The sequence below is a fragment of the Pseudomonas sp. BIC9C genome (assembly GCF_034541995.1).
Taxonomy (GTDB): domain Bacteria; phylum Pseudomonadota; class Gammaproteobacteria; order Pseudomonadales; family Pseudomonadaceae; genus Aquipseudomonas; species Aquipseudomonas fluorescens_CC.
The window spans coordinates 298,928-319,599 of record NZ_JAWDGM010000008.1 but is presented as its reverse complement, the minus strand read 5'-3'; the positions used below and the strand labels follow the sequence as shown (position 1 = coordinate 319,599).

At 55.5% G+C, this 20,672-nt stretch carries 15 protein-coding genes and 2 pseudogenes; 10 read left to right on the top strand and 7 right to left on the bottom strand.

The window, feature by feature from the left end; translation table 11 throughout:
- The first annotated feature begins 393 nt into the window (after positions 1-393).
- The 4 genes from RS887_RS29090 to RS887_RS29075 are packed head-to-tail and all read left to right on the top strand — an operon-like array spanning position 394 to position 4,635.
- On the top strand, positions 394-1,545 hold the full coding sequence (locus RS887_RS29090; protein ID WP_322618093.1) for an efflux RND transporter periplasmic adaptor subunit: 1,152 nt from the start codon (positions 394-396) through the stop codon (positions 1,543-1,545).
- Positions 1,542-2,228 (top strand): ABC transporter ATP-binding protein, encoded by a 687-nt coding sequence (locus RS887_RS29085; protein WP_322618092.1) that lies wholly within the window; start codon positions 1,542-1,544, stop codon positions 2,226-2,228. The genes RS887_RS29090 and RS887_RS29085 overlap by 4 nt, the downstream gene beginning before the upstream one ends.
- A complete protein-coding gene (locus RS887_RS29080) occupies positions 2,228-3,439 on the top strand; it encodes an ABC transporter permease (protein WP_322618091.1) in 1,212 nt (403 codons plus the stop codon). The genes RS887_RS29085 and RS887_RS29080 overlap by 1 nt, the downstream gene beginning before the upstream one ends.
- Positions 3,439-4,635, top strand: coding sequence for an ABC transporter permease (locus tag RS887_RS29075; protein ID WP_322618090.1), 1,197 nt, complete (start codon positions 3,439-3,441; stop codon positions 4,633-4,635). Before RS887_RS29080 ends, RS887_RS29075 begins: the two co-directional genes overlap by 1 nt.
- 193 nt (positions 4,636-4,828) lie before the next feature.
- On the opposite strand, the gene RS887_RS29070 is transcribed toward RS887_RS29075, so the two are convergent.
- Positions 4,829-5,362, bottom strand: coding sequence for a DUF6988 family protein (locus tag RS887_RS29070; protein ID WP_322618089.1), 534 nt, complete (start codon positions 5,360-5,362; stop codon positions 4,829-4,831).
- 652 nt (positions 5,363-6,014) lie between these two features.
- Here RS887_RS29070 and RS887_RS29065 point away from each other — a divergent pair.
- The 4 genes from RS887_RS29065 to RS887_RS29050 all read left to right on the top strand — a co-directional run bounded on the left by RS887_RS29065 (position 6,015) and on the right by RS887_RS29050 (position 9,254).
- Complete coding sequence (locus tag RS887_RS29065) at positions 6,015-6,224, top strand: hypothetical protein (RefSeq protein WP_322618088.1); 210 nt, start codon at positions 6,015-6,017, stop codon at positions 6,222-6,224.
- A 474-nt stretch (positions 6,225-6,698) separates the two neighbouring features.
- Positions 6,699-7,628 carry a malate dehydrogenase gene (locus tag RS887_RS29060; RefSeq protein ID WP_322618087.1) on the top strand — a complete coding sequence of 310 codons (930 nt, stop codon included), beginning with the start codon at positions 6,699-6,701 and terminating at the stop codon, positions 7,626-7,628.
- An 805-nt stretch (positions 7,629-8,433) separates the two neighbouring features.
- Entirely contained in the window at positions 8,434-8,919 is a 486-nt protein-coding gene (locus tag RS887_RS29055) for a hypothetical protein (protein ID WP_322618086.1), read from the top strand.
- An 8-nt stretch (positions 8,920-8,927) separates the two neighbouring features.
- Positions 8,928-9,254 carry a hypothetical protein gene (locus RS887_RS29050; RefSeq protein ID WP_322618085.1) on the top strand — a complete coding sequence of 109 codons (327 nt, stop codon included), beginning with the start codon at positions 8,928-8,930 and terminating at the stop codon, positions 9,252-9,254.
- Positions 9,255-9,538: 284 nt separating this feature from the next.
- Here RS887_RS29050 and RS887_RS29045 read toward each other — a convergent pair.
- Positions 9,539-9,730, bottom strand: a pseudogene (locus tag RS887_RS29045) (transposase); the annotation flags it as partial.
- Between the two features lie 452 nt (positions 9,731-10,182).
- Here RS887_RS29045 and RS887_RS29040 point away from each other — a divergent pair.
- Positions 10,183-10,548, top strand: a pseudogene (locus RS887_RS29040) (SIR2 family NAD-dependent protein deacylase); the annotation flags it as partial.
- Between the two features lie 44 nt (positions 10,549-10,592).
- On the opposite strand, the gene RS887_RS29035 reads toward RS887_RS29040, so the two are convergent.
- From RS887_RS29035 to RS887_RS29025, 3 genes are read right to left on the bottom strand one after another with little or no spacing between them, the layout of a single operon-like run.
- Positions 10,593-11,945 (bottom strand): transposase, encoded by a 1,353-nt coding sequence (locus tag RS887_RS29035; protein ID WP_322618084.1) that lies wholly within the window; start codon positions 11,943-11,945, stop codon positions 10,593-10,595.
- On the bottom strand, positions 11,938-13,971 hold the full coding sequence (locus RS887_RS29030) for a transposase (protein ID WP_322618083.1): 2,034 nt from the start codon (positions 13,969-13,971) through the stop codon (positions 11,938-11,940). Before RS887_RS29030 ends, RS887_RS29035 begins: the two co-directional genes overlap by 8 nt.
- On the bottom strand, positions 13,968-14,930 hold the full coding sequence (locus tag RS887_RS29025; RefSeq protein WP_322618082.1) for a hypothetical protein: 963 nt from the start codon (positions 14,928-14,930) through the stop codon (positions 13,968-13,970). Before RS887_RS29025 ends, RS887_RS29030 begins: the two co-directional genes overlap by 4 nt.
- Before the next feature lie 722 nt (positions 14,931-15,652).
- On the opposite strand from RS887_RS29025, the gene RS887_RS29020 reads away from it, so the two are divergent.
- Positions 15,653-17,362 carry a TnsD family Tn7-like transposition protein gene (locus RS887_RS29020; protein ID WP_322618081.1) on the top strand — a complete coding sequence of 570 codons (1,710 nt, stop codon included), beginning with the start codon at positions 15,653-15,655 and terminating at the stop codon, positions 17,360-17,362.
- Between the two features lie 207 nt (positions 17,363-17,569).
- Here the strand turns inward: RS887_RS29020 and RS887_RS29015 are convergent, their stop codons facing one another.
- On the bottom strand, positions 17,570-18,676 hold the full coding sequence (locus RS887_RS29015; protein ID WP_322618080.1) for a TniQ family protein: 1,107 nt from the start codon (positions 18,674-18,676) through the stop codon (positions 17,570-17,572).
- Positions 18,677-18,841: 165 nt separating this feature from the next.
- Positions 18,842-20,671, bottom strand: a complete 1,830-nt coding sequence (gene glmS, locus RS887_RS29010; RefSeq protein WP_322618079.1) for a glutamine--fructose-6-phosphate transaminase (isomerizing) — start codon at positions 20,669-20,671, stop codon at positions 18,842-18,844.
- Between the last annotated feature and the right edge of the window lies 1 nt (position 20,672).

Sequence of the window (20,672 nt, the reverse complement as noted above, 5' to 3'; positions counted from 1 at the left end):
GATGTGATCTTCAAGGTTGAACGAGTAAAACAGCCGCTCCTGCCCACTCGATAACTGTCCCATCATGCTGCGTGCTTCCCTGCTGGCCGATGCAGAGATTTTGCCGCAGGCCTGACAGGGGAGCCACTTTTTCAACAGAATCGGCCGCTTGAAGACATTCGGGTATGGGCAAAACGTGGCACAGTTTCCGGGGATATTTCGACGTCGTAGCATCGTCGCGGCGAGGAATCTTATTGAGTTGCCATGGCTGGGGAATAGCAGTTACGAGAGAAATAAATCTCATTACGCCATTTATCTGACGCTCGTCTGAAAATCGTCGGATAAATGACGTTTCGCGTTGAGCTTTTACCCTCCTGACCTAGGCTCAAGCCATGTGGGGAGGAGGTGCAGTCCATGCGCAAATTATTGATTGCCTCGTCGATGCTGGCCTGTTTGGTGGTGCTGGGCGGCTGGTTGAGTCGACCACAGCCGTTGCCGGTCAGGCTGCTAGAAGTTGAGCGGGGGCCGGTGGAGACGCTGGTGGCCAATACTCGCGCGGGTACGCTGAAGTCCTGTCGACGCTCGCATCTGTCCTTCAATGTCGGCGGCCAGGTTGCCGAGTTGCTGATCGGCGAGGGCCAGCGGGTCCAGGCGGGTCAGGTGCTCATGCGCCTGCGGCAGGACGAGCAACAGGCCCGACTGCAGGAGGCCGAGGCGCGGCTGGAGGCCAAACGCAACGCCGGCGAACAGCGCTGCCAGCAGGCTCATCTGGACCGGCGCGACCTCGATCGCCTGGGCCAGTTGGCCGACCGCAAGTTGGTTGCCGCCGATCGCCTCGACCAGGCCGAGACCAAGGCTCGCCTGGCGAAGCTGATGTGCAGTGCCAGTGCCGTGCTGATCCGCGAGGCCGACGCCAACCTGCAGTTGCAGCGTTCACTGCTGGAGCAAACGACCCTGCGTGCGCCATTCGCCGGCATAGTCGCAGAAATCAACGGCGAACTCGGCGAGTTCGTCACCCCTTCGCCGCCGGGTATTCCCACACCGCCGGCGGTCGACCTGATCGACGACAGCTGCCTGTATGTCGAGGCGCCGATCGATGAGGTGGACGCTGCCCGGGTTCGCCCCGGAACCGCCGTGCGGATCACTCTTGATGCCTTCCGTGGCCAGCATTTCTCCGGCCGCGTCAGCCGCATCGCGCCCTATGTACGCGAACTGGAGAAGCAGGCGCGCACCGTCGATGTCGAGGTGCGCTTCGACCAGCCGCCGGCCGATCTGGTCCTGCTCACCGGCTATAGCGCCGATGTCGAGATCCTCCTGGAGCAGCGCGTACGTGCTTTGCGCATCCCCACCGAGACCCTGCTGGAAGGGCAGCGAGTGCTGCGATATGACCCGAACGCCCGGGTGTTGCGCGAGGTGAAGGTACAAACCGGGTTGAGCAACTGGCGCTGGACCGAGGTACTCGCAGGGCTGGACGAGGACGCGCGTATAGTCGCCAGCCTCGAGCAGGAAGGGCTCAAGGACACCGTGGCGGTGATCCCGGTGGATGCGACGGAGACTGAGAAATGATCCGCCTGCGCGGCGGCAGCCGCAGCTTCCAGTTGGGCGAGCAGCAGGTGATGGGGCTGGACGGCCTGGATCTGGACATCGCCGCCGGTGACTACGTGGCGGTGATGGGCCCGTCGGGCTCGGGCAAGTCGACCCTGCTGAACATCCTCGGTTTGCTCGATGCGCCGAGCGCCGGCGAATACTGGCTGCAGGGCGAGGCCACGGCGATGCTGAGCGAGGCGCGGCGCGCCCAATTACGCAGCCAACTGATAGGTTTCGTGTTCCAGTCCTACCACCTGATCGCACGGCTGACGGTGCTGGAAAACATCGAGTTGCCGATGGTCCTCGCCGGCATCGGCACGGCGCAACGGCACAAGCGCAGCAGCCAATTGGTGGCGCGCCTGGGGCTGGGCGAGCGCATTGCCCACCGCCCGGCCGAGTTGTCCGGTGGTCAGCGCCAGCGGGTCGCCATCGCCCGGGCGATGGTCATGCAACCGGCGCTGTTGTTGGCCGACGAGCCCACCGGCAATCTCGATAGCCAGGCCGGCGCCGAGGTCTTCAGCCTGCTGGAGGAGCTCAACGACGAGGGCCTGACCCTCATAGTAGTGACCCACGACGCCAGCCTGGGCGCCCGCGCACAGCGCCAGTTACACATGCGTGACGGGCGGATCCACAGTGCTGCGCCGCAGCGGGCGCTCACCTGATGCGCGCTGCCGATGCCCTGGGCTTCTGGCTCGGCGCCTTGCGTGGGCATCGCTCGCGCAGCCTGATGCTGCTGCTGGCCATCGCTATCGGGGTGGTTGCGGTCAATCTGCTCACCGGTCTCGGCGCAGGGGCGCGGGCCTTCGTCCTGAACGAGTTCTCGCTGCTCGGGCGCGACATCCTCATCGTTTTTCCGGGCCGCAAGGAAACCACGGGGCGCATGCCGCCGCTCACCGGCCTGACGCCGCACGAGTTGACCTTGCAGGACGTCCAGGCCATCACCCAGTTGCCGGGCATCCGCCGGGTCGCGCCGATGCAGGCCGGGCAGATGGAGGTGATAGTCGGCAACCGCAATCGTGAGGTGCTGACCCTGGGCACCACCCGGGACTTCTTCGCCATTCGCCAACTGACGGTCGTCCAGGGCCAGCCCCTGCCGGCGCTGGACCCCGAGCAAGCCGAGGCCGTCTGCGTGATCGGCGGCAAACTCCGGCGCGAGCTATTCGGTGCGCGCCCGGCCCTGGGTGAATGGGTGCGCGCCGGCGACCGGCGCTTCCGGGTGGTCGGCATCCTCGGTGAGCGGGGCGAATCCCTGGGGATGGATTTCGCCGAGATGTTGATCATCCCGGTGGCCAGTGCCCAGGCCTTGTTCAATCGCGAGGGGTTGTTGCGGGTGTTTGTCGAGGTGCGTGGTCCGAGCTTTCTCGACCGTAGCAAGCGGCTGATACTCGCCGCGCTCAAGGAGCGCCACGATGGGGAGGAAGACGTCACCCTGATCAGCCAGGACAGCCTGCTCAGCGCCTTCGACGAGATACTCGCGATGCTGACCCTGGCGGTGGCTGGGATTGCCGCGATCAGCCTGCTGGTGGCAGGCATCCTGATCATGAACGTGACCTGGATTGCGGTGAGCCAGCGCAGCGCCGAGATCGGCCTGCTCAAGGCCATAGGTGTGACGGCGGCGCAGCTGCGCCTGCTGTTCCTCGGCGAGGCGGCGCTGCTCGCCCTGGCGGGAGCGCTGGCGGGGCTGCTTCTGGCCGAAACCTTGCTCTGGCTGGGGCGCCTGGCGTTCGATCTGCCGCTCTATGCACCCTGGTGGGCGCGGGCTAGCGCGGTGCTGCTGGCACTCGGCACGGCGCTGCTGTTCGCCTGGCTGCCGGCCGCTCGGGCCTCGGCGCTGGAGCCGGTGGCGGCGCTACGCCCGCCGGGAGCGCACTGATGCGCTGGCAAGATGGTTTCCGGCTGACCAGTTCGGCGCTGACCTGTCGACCCTTGCGCAGCCTGCTGACCCTGCTCGGGATAGCGATCGGGATAGCCGCCGTGGCGCTGCTCACGGCCATAGGCGAAGGCGTGCGCGGCTATGTGCTGGAGAACTTCTCGCAGTTTGGTACGCGGATCATCACCGTGCGCCCGGGCAAGACCCAGACCAGCGGTCTCGGCGGTCTGCTCGGCAGCGTACGGCCACTGACTATCAGTGACACCGACGCCCTGCGGCGCTTGCCGCATGTCGAGGCGGCGGTGCCGATCATTCCGGGCAGCGGGGATATCCAGTTCGGTCAACTGAGCCGACGCAGCGACATTCTCGGTGGCGGCCATCAGCTGGCGCAGGCCTGGCGCATGCAGTTGAGCCTGGGCGAGTTCCTGCCCGTGCCCCGTGACGGTCGTTCGCCGCCCTATGTGGTGCTCGGCCATCAGCTGCGTGTCGAGCTGTTCGGTGCACGCAATCCGCTAGGCGAACTGATCCGCGTCGGCGGTGTACGTTTCCGGGTGATCGGCGTGATGGCGGAGAAGGGCCAGTTGCTCGGCTTCAACCTCGACGATATCGCCTACATCCCGGTGGATTGGGCCGAAAGCCTGTTCAACCGCACCGGGGTGGTCAAAGTCCATGTGGTGTTCGGCGCCGGTACCACTTCGCGAACGTTGAGTCGGCAGATTCGCCAGGTGCTCGGCGAACGGCACGGCGTGGAGGATTTCAGTCTGACCACCCAGGACGACATGCTGCGCAGCTTCAACCGCGTTCTCGGCACCCTGAGCCTGGCCATCGGTGCCTTGGGGGGCATTTCCCTGTTGGTCGGCGCCGTCGGCATTCTCACCATCATGACGACCACTGTGGGCGAGCGCACGGCGGAAATCGGCCTGTTGCGGGCGATTGGTGCAAGTCCGCGGCAGGTGCTCGGGCTGTTTCTCGCCGAAGCGACGCTGCTGTCCCTGGCCGGTGGTCTGCTTGGCCTGCTGTTGATGGGCCTCCTGCTCGGGCTACTGCACCTGGCCATGCCGAGCCTGCCCTTGGCGCTGCAGCCGCTGTTTCTGCTGCTGGCGCTGCTGCTGGCGGCGGTGCTCGGCATTCTCGCCGGCCTGGCTCCGGCACTGCGGGCGGCCCGCCTGCATCCGGTGGCGGCTCTGCGCAGTGAATAGCGGCCAGGCCAATGAGCCTGACGGGCTAGCTGTACGCTGCGTGACGATAACGAAAACGCCGGCGCCGGGCCGGTGATTTTAATGGGTTCACAAAAGCCAGTGGACAGGAGGGGAGTTGTCCGCTCTTGATGTCTGACATTTTGCGTAGTTTGGAGGATCAACGCAGTGGCTTTCCAATATGGAGATATCCAGGTTATCTCGTTGACGAGATTGCAAGGACGGCCTGGAACGCCAATTCGGCAACAACGCCTGATAGGTTCACCAGCTCCGACAATTCTGACGCCGAATAGCTCGGCTCAATATTTTCGGTTGTGAGCCATCGTTGAACTTGGTGCTCTCCGGTATGTGTATACGCCGAAAGCGAATGCCAGTGCCTATAAATCGCTTGATGCGCGTTGATGCCAGCGGCCTTGCCTACCGAAATCATCATGCTGGCCATATCCAACTTGGTTCCGGATTGGACATAGTTCTCCACCTGCTCGTCGCTGGCAACATGGGACAGCCAAAGCCCTCTAATCGTGGACTCTGTCAGCGGCCGAAGCAGTGCAAAGGCAGTTGCTTGCAGTGGGGGATTCCGGGAAAGCAAGATAAGAATAGAATTGTGATGCTGTTGGGAGACCGCAAAGCACGCAGCACACAGCCTCGATCTCAGGTCTCCCTTGATGTGACGGCCATGAAGGGCTTCTGCGATTTCAATTGCTCGTTGCTTTGCTTGTTCAAGCTGCATATTACCTTCCATGAGTCCTAATGTTTTAGTTCTGCTTTGGCGTGGACATTACCGTAGCCCCGTTTTTTCGCAGTCCTTGGGCTCAGCGATATGCAGTAAAATACAACTTCGCGCGTCAAGTTCATTCGTAGCACAGTACCGTGAAATGTACGCTTGCCTGTAGGAAGTGCAGAACTCCATTGCATCACCCTTTGCCCATGTAATGCAGTCTCCACTGATACCTGCGAGGGTTTTCAAACACTGGTCAGAGGTGCATCCAGACTTGAGCGACGCAATCGTCTTCTCCATACACTGATGCTTTGACAGTTCACGCATATATAACTCTGAAAGATCAGCCTTTGCCCAAGGTGAAACTGACGAGTCACCAGAAACCTGTTGTGCGTTAGCTTCCATGCATGACAACAACAGGATCAGAGCAGATATGAATAAGCGACGCACCACGCGGCTCTGGAGTGCGGTGCCTGTGAAGAGGTTAGGGGGTACAAGGCAGTTATGCTCCATGACGACAAATCCCTATGCGTACGGTGTTCGACTGGCGGTGAGGGTAGCGCGGGGCACAATGGAAAAACAATCAGGACTGCGGTCGTAGTCCCTTGCCTGGGGTGAAAAGTGGGAAGTCTGCTTCTGGCCGATTCTGTTGAAAAAGTCGGCCATGGCTGCCTCAGAAGAAAAGTACGCGCGTGAGATTGAAATCTTTACTTTGAGCAGAGGCTTCGGGGCTCAGATTTCGCATAGTGACGCGCAAAAAAAGGCGTTTTCAGCAGTTCGCATAGGCAGTCTGGAAAAACCGACTTTTTCAACAGAATCGGCCGGTTTCTGCCTGTCACCACCGGCAGCTTTTGGCTGTGGTCTATCGAGATGATTTATATTGCCCATCATTAGGCTTGCCTGATCTGAACGTGATTTGGCAGTCGCAGCGCACATCGGGAAGGGCCGATTTCGACGCAGGCTGTGTGAAAACGTTTTAGAGCGGAGTTTACGGTCAGAGGCGGACCGAAAATCGCGATCCTACGCAAATTGTTGGTCTGCTGATTAACAAACGCTGGCAGATTTTACGTAGCAACGCAGACTTCAAAACGGTGCATGCGTTTTCACACAGCCTGGACCCATTGCGGACGATGGCAAAGGGCTGCGATCGACCTGGAGCAGTCCGCTAAGGCCGCACGGCTCGGCCTATGGGGGGTATCTGAGGCTAAAGTAATGCCGCCATGGGAATGGCGAAAAGCAGGTAAAACAATTACAGGCCACCTTCGGGTGGCCTTTTAGCATTAGCGGGTAATACTTCTCTGTATAGACAGGCGTGTTGCTGGTGGCGCGAGCCGCGGGGAGGTGTGAGGTGAACAAGTTATCAATTGTGGGTGCCGGTATGGTGGGTGAGGCGGCGGCTCAGATCATCGCTCGGGAAGAGTTCTGTCGTGAGTTGATGTTGATTGATGTGCAGGGTGAGTTGGCACAGGGCAAGGCGCTGGACGTCTGGCAGGCGGCAGTTGAGTCAGGTTCTGATACCAGGGTTTACGGCGGGTCCAATGCCGAATTGCTCCAGGATTCTGACCTGGTGGTGATTACGGCGGGTGTGCCCCGCAAGCCTGGTCAATCGCGTCAGGATGTATTGAGTATCAATCTGCCAATTCTCGATAGCATCATGCTGGATATTAATCGTCATGCTCCGGCGGCGACGGTGTTGGTGGTGTCGAACCCGGTCGACGTGCTGACCTATCGGGCTTGGTGTCTCAGTGGGCTGGGACGCAACAGGGTGTTCGGGCAGGCGGGGGTACTGGATACAGCGCGCATGAAGTGTTTCATTGCCGAGGAGACAGGGTTTTCTGCTCGGGATATCACGGCGCTGGTGCTGGGAGGGCATGGCGATAGCATGGTGCCGCTGATGCGATACTGTGCGGTCGGTTCGGTGCCGCTGTCTCACTTCCTGTCCAATCAGCAGATAGAGCGGATTGTTGAGCGCACACGTCAGGGTGGCGGCGAGATTCTGGGTTTGAAGAAGGTGGGGAGCGCCTGCGATGCGCCGGGCGTGGCAATTGCACAGATGGTGGATGCTATCGCCAATGGGCGAAACCGCATTTTGCCGACGGTCGCGATTCTCGAGGGCGAGTACGGGCGAACAGGTATTGCCATGGGTGTCCCCTGTGTGCTGGCAGAGGATGGGGTGGCGCGGGTGATCGAGTTGTCTCTGGATGCGCAGGAGCAGGCGATGTTCGACCGCTCTGCAGATCAGGTGGTGCGTGATATTGCTGAAATGAATGCTTTGTGAGCGGGGCTATATGAGGGGGGGCGCAACGGGGAGTGGAGCGCCGGTACCTGGCGCTCGGGGTCATGGTGTTACCTGGTGTCAGGTAGTGGCACTATGATCTTTTATGGGTCTGAACAGGCCGGATAGTCGCGTTTCTTCAAACCGGTATACAGCTGGTGCGGACGACCGATGCGTGTTTCGACTGTCCCCATACCCTATCAGGCCAATCCTGTTTGTGAATCGCCCCTGAATAAGTGGACATTCGATGGCCGCTTTTGGCCGATTCTGTTGAAAAAGTCGGTCCGCCCAAACGGCCTGATCATTGGCTGGTGAAAACGCCTTTATTGCACGCTGCTACGTGAAATCCGAGTCCGGAAGCCTCTGCCGAAAGTAAAGATTTCAATCTCGGACGCGTACTTTTCTGCTGAGGAAACCATGGCCGACTTTTTCAACAGAATCGGCCGTTTTCTGTCTTCCACGAACGGGTGAAACCGGTCCGTTATAGGTCATTTGTAGAGTTTCTCTTGCAAGTTTGCTCGTTTATTTTTGATGCGAACTCTCGACACGCCAAATGGTGCAACCCGTTCGGAATGAACTCTAAAATTTAGCCAGCGGCAGTTCTTCGCGCCGTCATGCGTGATAGTCTTTTCATCTAATTATTTTTAATTCACCCGATTTTTGGTCTATGCTCGCATGAATGCTTGATTTCCCGATCAGGTATCGATTGAGGCTAGGTTATGTCTGGCGACGGTTGCGGACGCAGTAGGGCAAGTGTTTTTTTCCCGTTTTCAGTATAGGGCAGACAAAGCTGATTATTGTATTGCTGATGCTTTTGCTGGTTGTAGTCAGTGCTGTTGTACCCGATACGGCTAATGAGGAAGGGTGGCTGCTGGTCCAGCAGATGATCTTGATTGGATATAAGGATGCTGGGGGTCTTAGTGAGGGATCAAGATATCCTTTGGTAATAATGGTTAGTTTTTCTATGGCGATTATTTTGTCATGGGTTGCTGCCATTGTGATGTCGTTGACTCGAGTTCATATGCATGCTTTTCAGGTTGTTGAGAGTAAAAGCTATCTTGTAAGGGTTTTGACTGTTGGGTTTATGCTAGTGCTAATGTTACTGCCATTGTTTAAAGCGATGCCCGTTAGTGAACTACATTTTTCATATCATGTGTTCAAGGCGATGACGGGGAGTCGATTATTGATAACCGGTTTTAGCGTTGGGTATTTTCTGCTTTCTTTGACGTTTTGGGTGTGGATCTTATTTGAGCTCTCTAACTTGCTGGGCCTGAGGTCTTCAACGAGTAAATGAACTCTGCCATGGTCGAACAGCGTGCCGCTGACCGTTTGCAGCCGATCGCAATTGACTGCTTTTGGCCGATTCTGTTGAAAAAGTCGGCCATGGTTTCCACTGTAGAAAAGTATGCGCTCGAGATTGAAATCTTTACATTGAGCAGAGGATTCCGGGCTCAGATTTCGCGTAGCGGCGCGCAAAAACGGCGTATTCAGCGGGCAGTATGCGGGCAGTCTGGAAGAACCGACTTTTTCAACAGAATCGGCCGTTTTCTGTCGGTTATGGTTACGGAACGTGCTGGTCAAGTCCGATGCAAATGGGTGGTCAAGTCCTCACTCAATTTTATAATCTAATGAGCTCATTTTATTTTCTAATGATCACTGAAGACTACTGATCCTACGAAATAAAAACTGTCGGATCGAGCCCAGCAAATATAGGGGCTAGCCGGTGGGCGAAGCAGAAATAAAAACTGTCGCAGCACCGATTTCTTGGGCTTTTGCCGCACGACCTACTAAATAAAAACTGTCGCAACCATGCAACCAATTGATTTAGATGAGTTTTTGTCGTGTAAAAAACGGCAGACGCGCCGAGCGCGAGCACAATGGCGCTACGACGGTCGAGAGTCCCCTCTCGCCGTCGACCAACGACTCATGCGGGTGTAGATAGTGTGCCAATTGCCAAAACGCTTCGGCAGGCCGCGCCACTTGCAGCCATGCTCGGTGACATAAAGAATCGCGTTCAACACATCCAGGTTTAACAGGCTGACATTGCCCCGTTGTCGTGGGAAACAATGTTCAATGGTCGAGAATTGTTCAGGTGTAATTTCCATGCGCGAAGTATCGCGTAATATGCCACCTGATGCCAATTAGCGTTAACACGCCCTAGTCCATTTGATCCGGTGTCGACCACTTACTTCGCTCGCCGTCGAATCCAGAAACGCCTCGTCAAGTTGTTCGGTGCCACACCATGGTGCTGAAGAATGGCTTGAGCCGGATGCGGGGTGACCCGCACGTCCGGTTCTCAGGGGGCGGCGGCGCAGTAATGCGCCGCTGCTATCCGACCAGATCCACGGCGTGGATTGTCATGAGCGGCCAGTCTGGCGACAACGTTTACCTCGTGATCGCTGGCTGTTGGCGCTGATGCCGAATTGATCCACGTGCCGACGCAAGACTGATCCACCTCCACTCGGGACAAATCCAGCACAGGCAATAGTTCGCAAGGAATCAGATTGGGTCAGTGACATCTCGGCTACTGGGTCAATTCGGCATCAGCGCCAACAACCCAGCGGAGCTGACGACTGATCAACTAACGGCTTCTACAGAAGGAGAATTGGTTGAGCCGCCCAGGTGCACGCGTTGCAACGGAAAACTGCGTCCAGGGGTCGTGTGGTTTGGAGAGGACCTCCCTGGTGAAGCCTGGAAAGCAGCAATGGCCGAGGTCAGAAAATGCGACGTCCTGATCTCCGTGGGGACTTCAGGAATCGTCAGGCCTGCTGCGGACATTCCTGAAATTGCGTTGGCATCTGGCGCGACAGTCATCCACGTCAACATAGTATACGTTTGCCTGGGCGCTCCAAACGAGCTGATGCTGATTGGCTCGGCCGCGCAAGTGTTGCCTGCATTGTTGCAAGCATCACCCTCGACCTAGACCTGGCAGCATCTCTGGAAAACGCGCGGCTGCTTTCGTAGCGCTTATTTTGTAGGCCCTCGCGGCTTAGGCGACCCTTTGGATTCGTCGATCAACCGGCTGTACGCATCCTCCAAACCTTCACGGGTCTGCTTAGGTAGCGCTGGTCGCTTCTCACGCTGGGGCTTCGAAGACGGGTTGGAGGCTGATCCTTGTGGGTGGAGCTCCTCAAAGTTCTTGCGCTCCTCGGCTGTCAGAGCTGCGACGAAAACCTTCTCGCTGACCCGTGCAGCACGATCTTCCTTGGTGAAATTCAAGACGTTCGATTGGACCGGTACGGGGAACGGACAACGAAGGTCAGGCCTGAATCCGGGTCGACACTTCTGAAGGTTAATGAGGAATAGATCCTCGACGTCGCGCCTATTGCTTGAGTAGGAGACTGAAAGGTATGCCTTGTTGACGTCCTCAATACTGACCGTATTGCGACGGGCGGCGCGGGCTTCAAGGTAAGCTGCTTTGATCAGATGAGCTGTCAAACGCTTTATACCGAACGTACAGCGGTATAGCTCACGCGCGAGGGCGACAGAATCTGCAGACAGGCGCCCTCCGCTCACCCGAATGCATTCTAGAACATATTCCTCCCAAGCCTTCGAACCGGGAGCGTCGGGCAGCATCACTATAGGCTCGGACAGAAGCCGTTGCTTGTCCTCACTGTTCCTTGTTAGCAATTTGTGACCCAGGCTGTAGTTCGCCACATAAATCATCGGGACGCCAAGCTTGGCCATATTGAGGAGAATATCCGTGACCTGAGCTACACCTTGACCAGTGGTGTGATGCTGCATCTCTTCGAGCATCGTAAGTGATACGCCATCACGGTTAACCCGACGCCGGCATTCAATCAGCAGCTTCGATATGTTCGCTCTTACACCTACCGCGTCGCCGCCGAGAAAGTCTGCCAGCAGTTGCCTGCCGCCAGCCTTACCCTCCGCGCTGGCATACCAGTACGACACTACAGTGTGTGGTTCATGGTAATGGGCGGATGTGTAGTGTGCCGGTCCAGGCATCACTTTTGTGAGCGCATTGATGGTCTGGCTCTTCCCAACGCCGGCAAGGCCGGTGAGGCATATAGGGAACGCCTCATCCCCAGGGGGGTGATACAGCCGATGCTGATATTGTTGATCGGTGGCGAAATTCTCGACCGAAAAGCTGCGCGCGCGATCAACGCAGTCCTTGATGAAATCCAGAGAAAACTGGTTGGGAAGGAAGATCGTCTTCAAGACCTTAAGCAAACGCTCAGCGGCCAATGCGGGGCTTAACTCCTCAAGACCGGTCACCGGTTCAGGATGCACAGTAACCAAACGCCGGATATCAGCCAGTGTGTCAGGTCCGTCAAAGCGTGTGGAAAAGATATTAGTCATGACCTTTCCCCATCAACCGCCGGTGATCAGCGGCGTCACGCTCGGCCGCTCCGCCCTGCACAGGACGCCCAAGCTTGCGAGCACCACTGTCCCAAGCTTTGCCTGTTGCTTGAAGAAATTGGGCGTTGCGATCTTGAAGGATCGCTGGCTGCTCCTCACGAAGCTGCGCGTTGCCACGCAGCCGATTCTCATTGAGCACTTGAAGATCCGACAGCGAAATGTCGACGCTGCTGGGATGGACGCTCGCCGGTTTCACAAAGTCGAGTTCGTATAAGACACCTTCAAGCTCGATCCAAATATGTCTGACGCACATAGTCATCACATAAGCTTTGACAGGTATCTGGCCATTGAGCGCAATCCTGTCAAAAACCTCTGTATCAATCAGCTTCGATGAATTGTACTTGCGGCCATAAAAGAAAACCCCACTTCTTTTGATATGCGCCGGGTGAGGCGTCAGGAATTCTCGAACGGCATAGTCAAAAGTTACCTCCGTTCCCGAATCATAACCAATTCTACTGTAGAACTTATATATATTATTCGGGGTGGGGCTGAAGCCTAACTCCAACATCTCAGGCGTCATCCTTTCTTCAGCGTTCGAAGAACGGTTATCGTAAATAACTTGCAAAATATGCCGTTTGCACATTTCCACAAAATTAAGCGAGCTATGAAAATGTGTTGGCTGATCATTATCAGATTTGGTCCGAGGATGTGACGATTCAACGGTCGCTTTCGACTGACCTGAGTGAGTAGGCGTCAACTCAAGCTTGGATAGCCAGCTCATCATTTCGCCACGGGCGACTTCTCGTGAACGAATCGGTACGCCCATGGTAGATCCCGGCCCACGGTCGAAGACGATGTTTTGTGGCAGACCATAAGTTGGCCAGTCCTCTTCTGTGATTGTTAAGCCGAACAACGATGCCCATTTGACCTTACCAATGGCCATTGAAAACAGGGCCATCCGATAAGCCTCCATGCTCTCTTTGCTTTCGGAGAATCCCAGGCCGACGACCGCTCCAGATAGGCCACACACCCCTCGAACTATACACGCCGAGTCTAAGGCGGCTCCTTCGAGCAAACCTGATATCTTGCCTTTGGGGTTATAGCCGTCAAACTCAACAAGTTGGTTTACATTGACCAAGTGATGAGCAAAGCTTCCAACAAAACCGGACTTTGCCCGAGCCCCGCTGGGGCCTCTACGTGCCTTCCTATACGACTTGGCGCTGATTGATTTTCCTAGACAGAAGTCATATTGCCCCCTTGTAGGGAAAGGCTTTGCTTCTGGATGGTAAAACTGGGTTACCCCTTTCGAGTTTTTTAAAGAAACACAACCGAATTGATGCACAAGCACGTCACCAAAAATCTCAGCGTCAGATTTGGTTGTATTATTGTATTTGTTAAACCCTTCCACGATAGAAGCCTGCATTTCGGCCGTAGCAGGGAATCGGGATTTCCGTCCCGACTTAGGAGGCCTGCCCAATACCTTTCCGTCGGCTGACTGCTCCCTTTCACCACCCCCACTAAGGTGGAACTTGGGCATCAGCGCCCATTTCGTGCGACCGAACACCAGATAGGCAAAAAACCAGACCCGCAACCGGCCAGCGTTCTGAGGAGGTGACTGGTTTTTGGCATGGGCGTTGATGATCGATTCGGGCTTGTCGCCTGAGAGGATCTCCTCAACACGGTCTATCAAATCCGCTATGGCGAGGTAACGCTTGTTGACCGTTTCATCATAGCTTTTCGTTGGTCTGACTCGACGTCGTTCCAAGTGATCTATCGAAATGCCGCTAATCTCCTGGAGCCAAGGAGGAGTGGCGTCCCTGCCACATTCCACGAGATCTCCATTGGTGAGTGCATACTCAAATTCTGGACGGGACAAAGTCATCAATTGGACGGAGGTACCATCGGCATCAAAAAACACCAGCCGTGCCCGATTCGCCCTGCCGTCACTCGCAAGGAAATAGTATTCGACATCCTTCGTTAGCCCTTTGAATCCTTCAGGTGCTTTCAGCTTGGAGCCAGTGATCATTCGGGCAGCCCGGCATAAAGTGAGCCATAGATCTGCAGAACATCCGGTGCATCCGTCACCAATGGATGATCGATAAGAATGGGATCAAACAAACTAACCGGTAACTTACGATCCCATATGTCTTTGTAGATTTTCGTCAGAAAAAGATCACGCCGCCCCCAACGCTTTCCGTACTTTAAGGCAACGGTCGCTACTGGCGCCCCATGAGTAACACAGTCTTCGATTTCGTGTGAGAAGTCCTCAAGAAGATTTGATTCGAGACTGATCTCGCGATCATGGTAGCCATATAGAAGATCCAAGTTGCCCACCAGCACTTGATCCAGCATGTCTCTAGAGACCCTCACAGTCCTGATGCCTGCACTGAGGTAGTACTCCTCTTCCAATGCATGTCGTAAGCGAGCTTTCTCTCGATCTTCTTTCTGTTTCTCCATGCTCTTCAGGCTTCCCCGAGCGACTTCATCAAAATCCAGCGCGCTCAACTTCACTGTCCAGTTAACAGCGTAAGGGGCCGAGACTTGTGGCTTGAGATAGAGAAGCAGATCGCTCAGGTATGGGTGGGGAACTCTATGGCGTTCTCCATCACTGTAGGTCACAACTGCAGTAGCATGTTTGAGCCCAATTTCCTCTGCCACCAATGACGTTCCCTTCACCGGCAAAAGGTCCAGCCCTGCAGCTAAGGGATGCCCTTGAAGCGGATGAATATCTGGAACTGGGCTGAGCATCTTCTGCTCGTGTAGCTCGAAAACGTCTGGATTATAAAGAGCCAGTTGGGCGAATATCCTTTCAGGTGTAGAAAGGAGGTGAAGTGCTCGGCCAAGTTTTCTGCTATTAAGGCGGCAAACACGAGAGCCCTTGGGCGCTTCACCAGGGACTGCATAAATTCCGGCTGAGTAGTTGTCTCCCCATTTGAAGCGGCCTTGTCGACCTACAATGCGGAGTAACGATTTCTGAAGATTCACTGATGTTATCCATCGTCCATTCATTCCATAGCAGGCAGCACATAAAAGTCCTTCCTACAGTGGATGAATAAGCCGTCCAATAGCGCACGGGCACGCCTATGGCTACGCCACGCGCAATTTACTTTTCTCGGAATGAGCGGAGCCGAGCAGGGCTTGACGCCCTACACGAGGGGATGGACAATGGATTCGTCAGGTGTCGAAAGCTGACTTGTCCTCAGAGGCCCAAGGTCACACTTGGGCCTTTGTCTATCTGGCTCCTGGGTTTTCTATCCAGATTCCATGTTGTTTTCCTCAGGCCTCAGTAATAGGCCGGTTAACTTTCTCGTTTTAGCTAGCCGCACTTCGGCAGTTGCCGCTACGTTAATTAGGCAGAATTTGCGCCGATTGTTTGTCGTGCATCTTCGGTTTTCAGTGCTGCCTTTACTAAACGTCACTTAATCCCGCATGGTACCGTCGAAAAATGGTAGTTGACAACTAGAATAAACCAGCAAAGTTGCGCCTCTGGAGGCGGATTTTTACTGACTTCCCAGTGTTTTCGGTGCTTGGAGGGCCACAAACCGGCATTCATAGATGCTCGCGTATTAAAAATATCGCTGGTAAATGCCCACGGTTATGGCATCTACGGTGTGCGAATAAGCTTCCGCCGCTTTAGGCGGAATGGATCCTTAGCACGAGGCGCCAGCCGCTATACTCTCCCCTTTCTGGCCCGGCTTGGAGGCCCCATGAGCGCCGCTTCAGGTCAAGAATGGGTGGCTACGCCGTACCCTCGTCTGGACTGGCTGCCCGACGAAACACTGTTCAGTTTGTGCAGCCGGCAGCATCTGGTAATGGGTAACCTAGCCCCTTCGACTACATCCAATGCTGTGCTGGGCCTAACTCAACAATTTATAAAGCATGATATTCCCTGCGGAATAGCGGCATTAGAGCAAACTGGGTTTAAGTATTGTGGGAGCGCAGAGTCGATACTCCTCTATCACACAATATTTCCAATATTTGTTCCATTCCAAAATAAAGTTAGAATTGAAGACGCGATAAGAACCATAAAAGGGAGTCGCATTGATTCACTTAAATATCGACTTGGCCTAGTATCAAGTGGCTTTGGAGCCGAACATCCGTTGAAAGCATGTCCGTACTGTATGCACGAGGATATGAATGCCCACGGTGTAGCTTACTGGCATCTCACCCACCAATATCCAGGGGTGCTGATTTGTCCACGCCATCAAGCCTGGCTCATGACATCAACCAAAAGTAGACGGTGGTCGGCTCGGTTTGAGTGGTCGCTACCTGACGAGGACTTCTTGATCGAGCAAGCCTCATCCCAGGAACACTGGTCACGCCCGGCTTTTTTGACCTTGGCGGCCAATGTCATCGACCTTGCGTCCATCGGTCGAATGAATTCCTTCGATCCTTGCACCGTAGCTGCAGCGTATCGAACTGCTGTACTCCATGGGAACCGACCTGACTCACTCTTCGACCGCATAAAGCCACTTCGCTGCTTTCATCTGTTTGAATCATTGCCGGCAGACGAGGAAAGTACCGAGTCATTTGTTAATCAGCTGACTCGTACTCCCCGCAGAAGCATTCATCCTCTAAAGCATCTGGTTCTGATTAATTGGCTATTTGATGGCTTACATTCGTTTCTGGAAGCTTACAAAACTGAAGTGGCCATATCATCTCAGAAAGTCGCATGCGCTCCATCGAGACAACCTGTTGAGAGCAGCTCCCTTTCAAGCGTCGCGGCTCCGGCCAGAAACACTCCCCGGCCCAAACGACTAAAAGGCCAGCTCAAAGAGGATCTGTTAACAAAATTGGCTAAAGGGGTTTCGAAACAGAAGCTTTGTAAAGAGTTTCAGATCACTGTCTCAACGATCAATAAGCTGTTGCGTGCAAATCCAACGACTTACGCCCTAGCTCTTGAAGCTAAGCACGGCCGCGAGATAGATGAGCACAGAGGGGATTGGCAACACCTGCATAGTTTGTACTCCGAACTGGGAGTTCAGGCGTTGAGGAGCAAAATGCCTTCTCTCTACGCCTGGCTTTACAGAAATGACAAAGCCTGGCTCATGGCCGAAGTGCATACCTTCACTAAACCTGCTCGGATGAACAATCATCCCGTTGACTGGGAGGCCAGGGATTATCGGTTACTGAGTATGATAGAAACGGCGTGCGGGTCGATCTCTAAATTGCGACAAGAGCCGGTTACAAAGGGCGAGCTGTACACCATGGTCCCAATGCTCTCGTCTTGCTTGGAAAATCGGGACCGATACGCCATGTCTAGAGCGTATTTGTCCACCGTGCTGGGTGACATACCAGCGTCGACAGATCCCTTCAACTACGAAACAGTAGAGCCAGCCGAGCCTCAGCAACCTCGCAATCTCGCAATCTCGCAATCTCGCAATCTCGCAATCAGGCTAGAGACACGCAGAAGGTGAAGCGATATGAGCATCATTGCAATCCTAGGATTTGAAGTGGCTCGACTCTTCAATACTCGCACTCAACCGACGCAGCCGTGCAGCCTGTTAGCCAACGCTGATGGTTACCCTGAGGTTCGAAACGTGCTGCTAAGGATCGAACACGGCAACTACATGTGATCAGGTCTGGATTCCTTGCGCCGCACCGCTATGGGGACAGCGCAGAATCTACTTCCGTCGGTAGATACCTGGCGGCGGATACCCGACACGTTTGGGTTGGGGTTGAGGACCTTTCCTCTTTGGTCGCTCAAAATTACAGCAGGGATAACTCACGGGGCGCCAATCCCAAAGCCCCCAATTTTTCTTAGCTGGATATGGGCAACACCAAACTCCCACACCTAAGTTGTAAACTTCCTCAACGAAATGTGTTGATTCCTGGCTGCCTGCCTCATATGTCGACCACAAAGACTCAATCGGGCGAAGTTCGTCCCCGTATGCTTTCACATCACTGACAAATTCAGTGAACGTTTCATAAGTTTCGACTATAGCTTGGAAGATAAAATCAGTGGACTCCGTAAGTGGAAGGCGATTTCCAGACCTGCCATTTCTGACGACTCTCAACCGCCTGGCAAATTGATCCCCCACCGAATTATCACATGTTGAGTTCCAAACTTTATTCTTTAAGGTTTCGTCTAGATGAATTTTTTCTTTTAAAACAGCTAGAACTGCCTCCTCTGAAAGGTGATGAGTGAACGACAGAATACTTGTAAAAATTTGAGATTTTTTTAGCTCTAATGGATCTGTGTTCATCGTCACAGGGCAGTCTTTCAAATGTCGTCCCCCACAGGTCTTCCACATCACCCCCAGATCATGGCCACCATGGGAAAACTGCTTTTCACAGACGGGACAACGTTTGACCAGCGTTACATTGTGCTCAGCGCAGACCTCTAGGTAAGAGCAGTGAGCACGCCGCCAGAAAGAAAATCCTAAGCGTTTAATATCCTCATCAACACAAATTGGACAGAACCCCGCTAGGCTTCTATTTGAATGGAAACTCCTCGAATAAACTGTATATTCTTTGGCGGAATAGGAAACATCTTGGATATTCTTAAAAACGGCCGTGAGCGGATAGTCAGTATGCTTATGAAGCATCTTATTCAAGCCGTAGCAACCTGCCCATCCCAACATTTCGGCAATTTTCAATATATCCGTATTTGTGGGGCAGTATTTGTGGAACTCTCGAAAATCCTCCTCGGAGGACTGTTTACCTTTAATAAACAGAGTTCTTTCCACGAAGGAACGCACGGTTTCCTCGGGCTGAATCGCTAGGATCATTTCAGGTTTTCAAACCATGAGCTGCGCCCAGAGCAGGGAGGCGCGGTGAGAGAGAGCTGTCGCTGGCAAGCCAACCCAGAGGACCGGGGGACGCCAGCGACAGTTTTTATTTAGTTGCGACAGTTTTTATTTCGTAGGATCAAGCTTAGATCAACTGTGGATAACTTATTCGGTAACCGACTTCGCCAGGTTGCGCGGCTGGTCAACGTCGGTGCCTTTGAGTACGGCAACGTAGTACGACAGCAGCTGCAGCGGGATGGTGTAGAGAATCGGCGACAGGATGTCGTGGATGTGCGGCATGTGCACCACGTGGGTGCCTTCACCGTTGGTCATGCCGGCTTTCTCGTCAGCGAAGACGATCAACTGGCCACCGCGGGCGCGGACTTCCTGAAGGTTAGACTTCAACTTCTCCAGCAGTTCGTTGTTCGGCGCCACGGTCACCACTGGCATGTCGTTATCCACAAGCGCCAACGGACCGTGTTTCAGCTCGCCGGCCGGATAGGCTTCAGCGTGGATGTAGGAGATTTCCTTGAGCTTGAGTGCCCCTTCCATCGCTACCGGGAACTGCGCGCCACGGCCGAGGAACAGCGTGTGGTGTTTCTCGGCGAACAGCTCGGAGATTTTTTCCACGATGCTGTCCATGGCCAGTGCCTCGCCCAGACGGGTTGGCAAACGACGCAGTTCTTCGACCAGTGTTGCTTCGACACCTTCGGCCAAAGTGCCACGAACCTGGCCCAGGGAAAGTGTCAGCAACAACAGGCCAACCAATTGCGTGGTGAAGGCTTTGGTCGAAGCCACACCGATTTCGCGACCGGCCTGGGTCAACAGGGTCAGATCGGATTCACGCACCAGCGAACTGATGCCGACGTTGCAGATCGCCAGGCTGGCGAGGAAGCCCAGCTCCTTGGCGTTGCGCAGCGCGGCCAGGGTGTCGGCGGTTTCACCGGACTGGGAAATGGTCACGAACAAGGTGTCCGGCTGCACCACCACCTTGCGGTAGCGGAATTCGCTGGCGACTTCGACCTGGCACGGAATGCCGGCCAGCTCTTCGAGCCAGTAACGCGCGACCATGCCGGCGTGGTAGCTGGTGCCACACGCGACGATCTGTACGTTACGCACTTTGGCGAACAGCTCGGCCGCCTGTGGGCCGAATGCCTGTACCAGTACCTGGTTCTGGCTCAGGCGACCTTCCAGGGTGCGCTGCACCACGGACGGTTGCTCGTGGATTTCCTTGAGCATGAAGTGGCGGAACTCGCCCTTTTCAGCGGCTTCGGCGCCGTCGCGATATTGCACGGCTTCGCGCTCGACGGCCTTGCCGTCAACGTCCCAGATCTGCACGCTGTCGCGGCGGATTTCGGCGATATCGCCTTCTTCCAGGTACATGAAGCGGTCGGTGACCTGACGCAGGGCCAACTGGTCGGACGCCAGGAAGTTTTCCCCCAGGCCCAGGCCGATCACCAGCGGGCTGCCGCTACGGGCCGCAACCAGGCGATCCGGTTGTTGCGCGCTGATCACTGCCAGGCCGTAAGCACCGTGTAACTCTTTGACGGTCGCCTTGAGGGCCACGGTCAGATCGTGCAGATCCTTGAGTTTGTGGTTCAGCAGGTGCGCGATGACTTCGGTGTCGGTGTCCGAGGTGAACACATAACCCAGGGCCTTGAGTTGTTCACGCAGGGCTTCGTGGTTTTCGATGATGCCGTTGTGCACCACTGACAGGTCACCGGAGAAATGCGGGTGGGCATTGCGTTCGCACGGTGCACCGTGGGTGGCCCAGCGCGTGTGGGCGATGCCCAGGCGACCGACCAGCGGCTCGGCGGCCAATGCCTGCTCCAGCTCACTGACCTTGCCCGGACGACGCAGGCGCTCGAGTTTTTCATCGTTGGTGTAGACCGCCACGCCAGCGCTGTCATACCCACGGTATTCGAGGCGTTTCAGGCCTTCGACGAGGATGGCGGTGATGTTACGTTCTGCAACTGCGCCGACAATTCCACACATG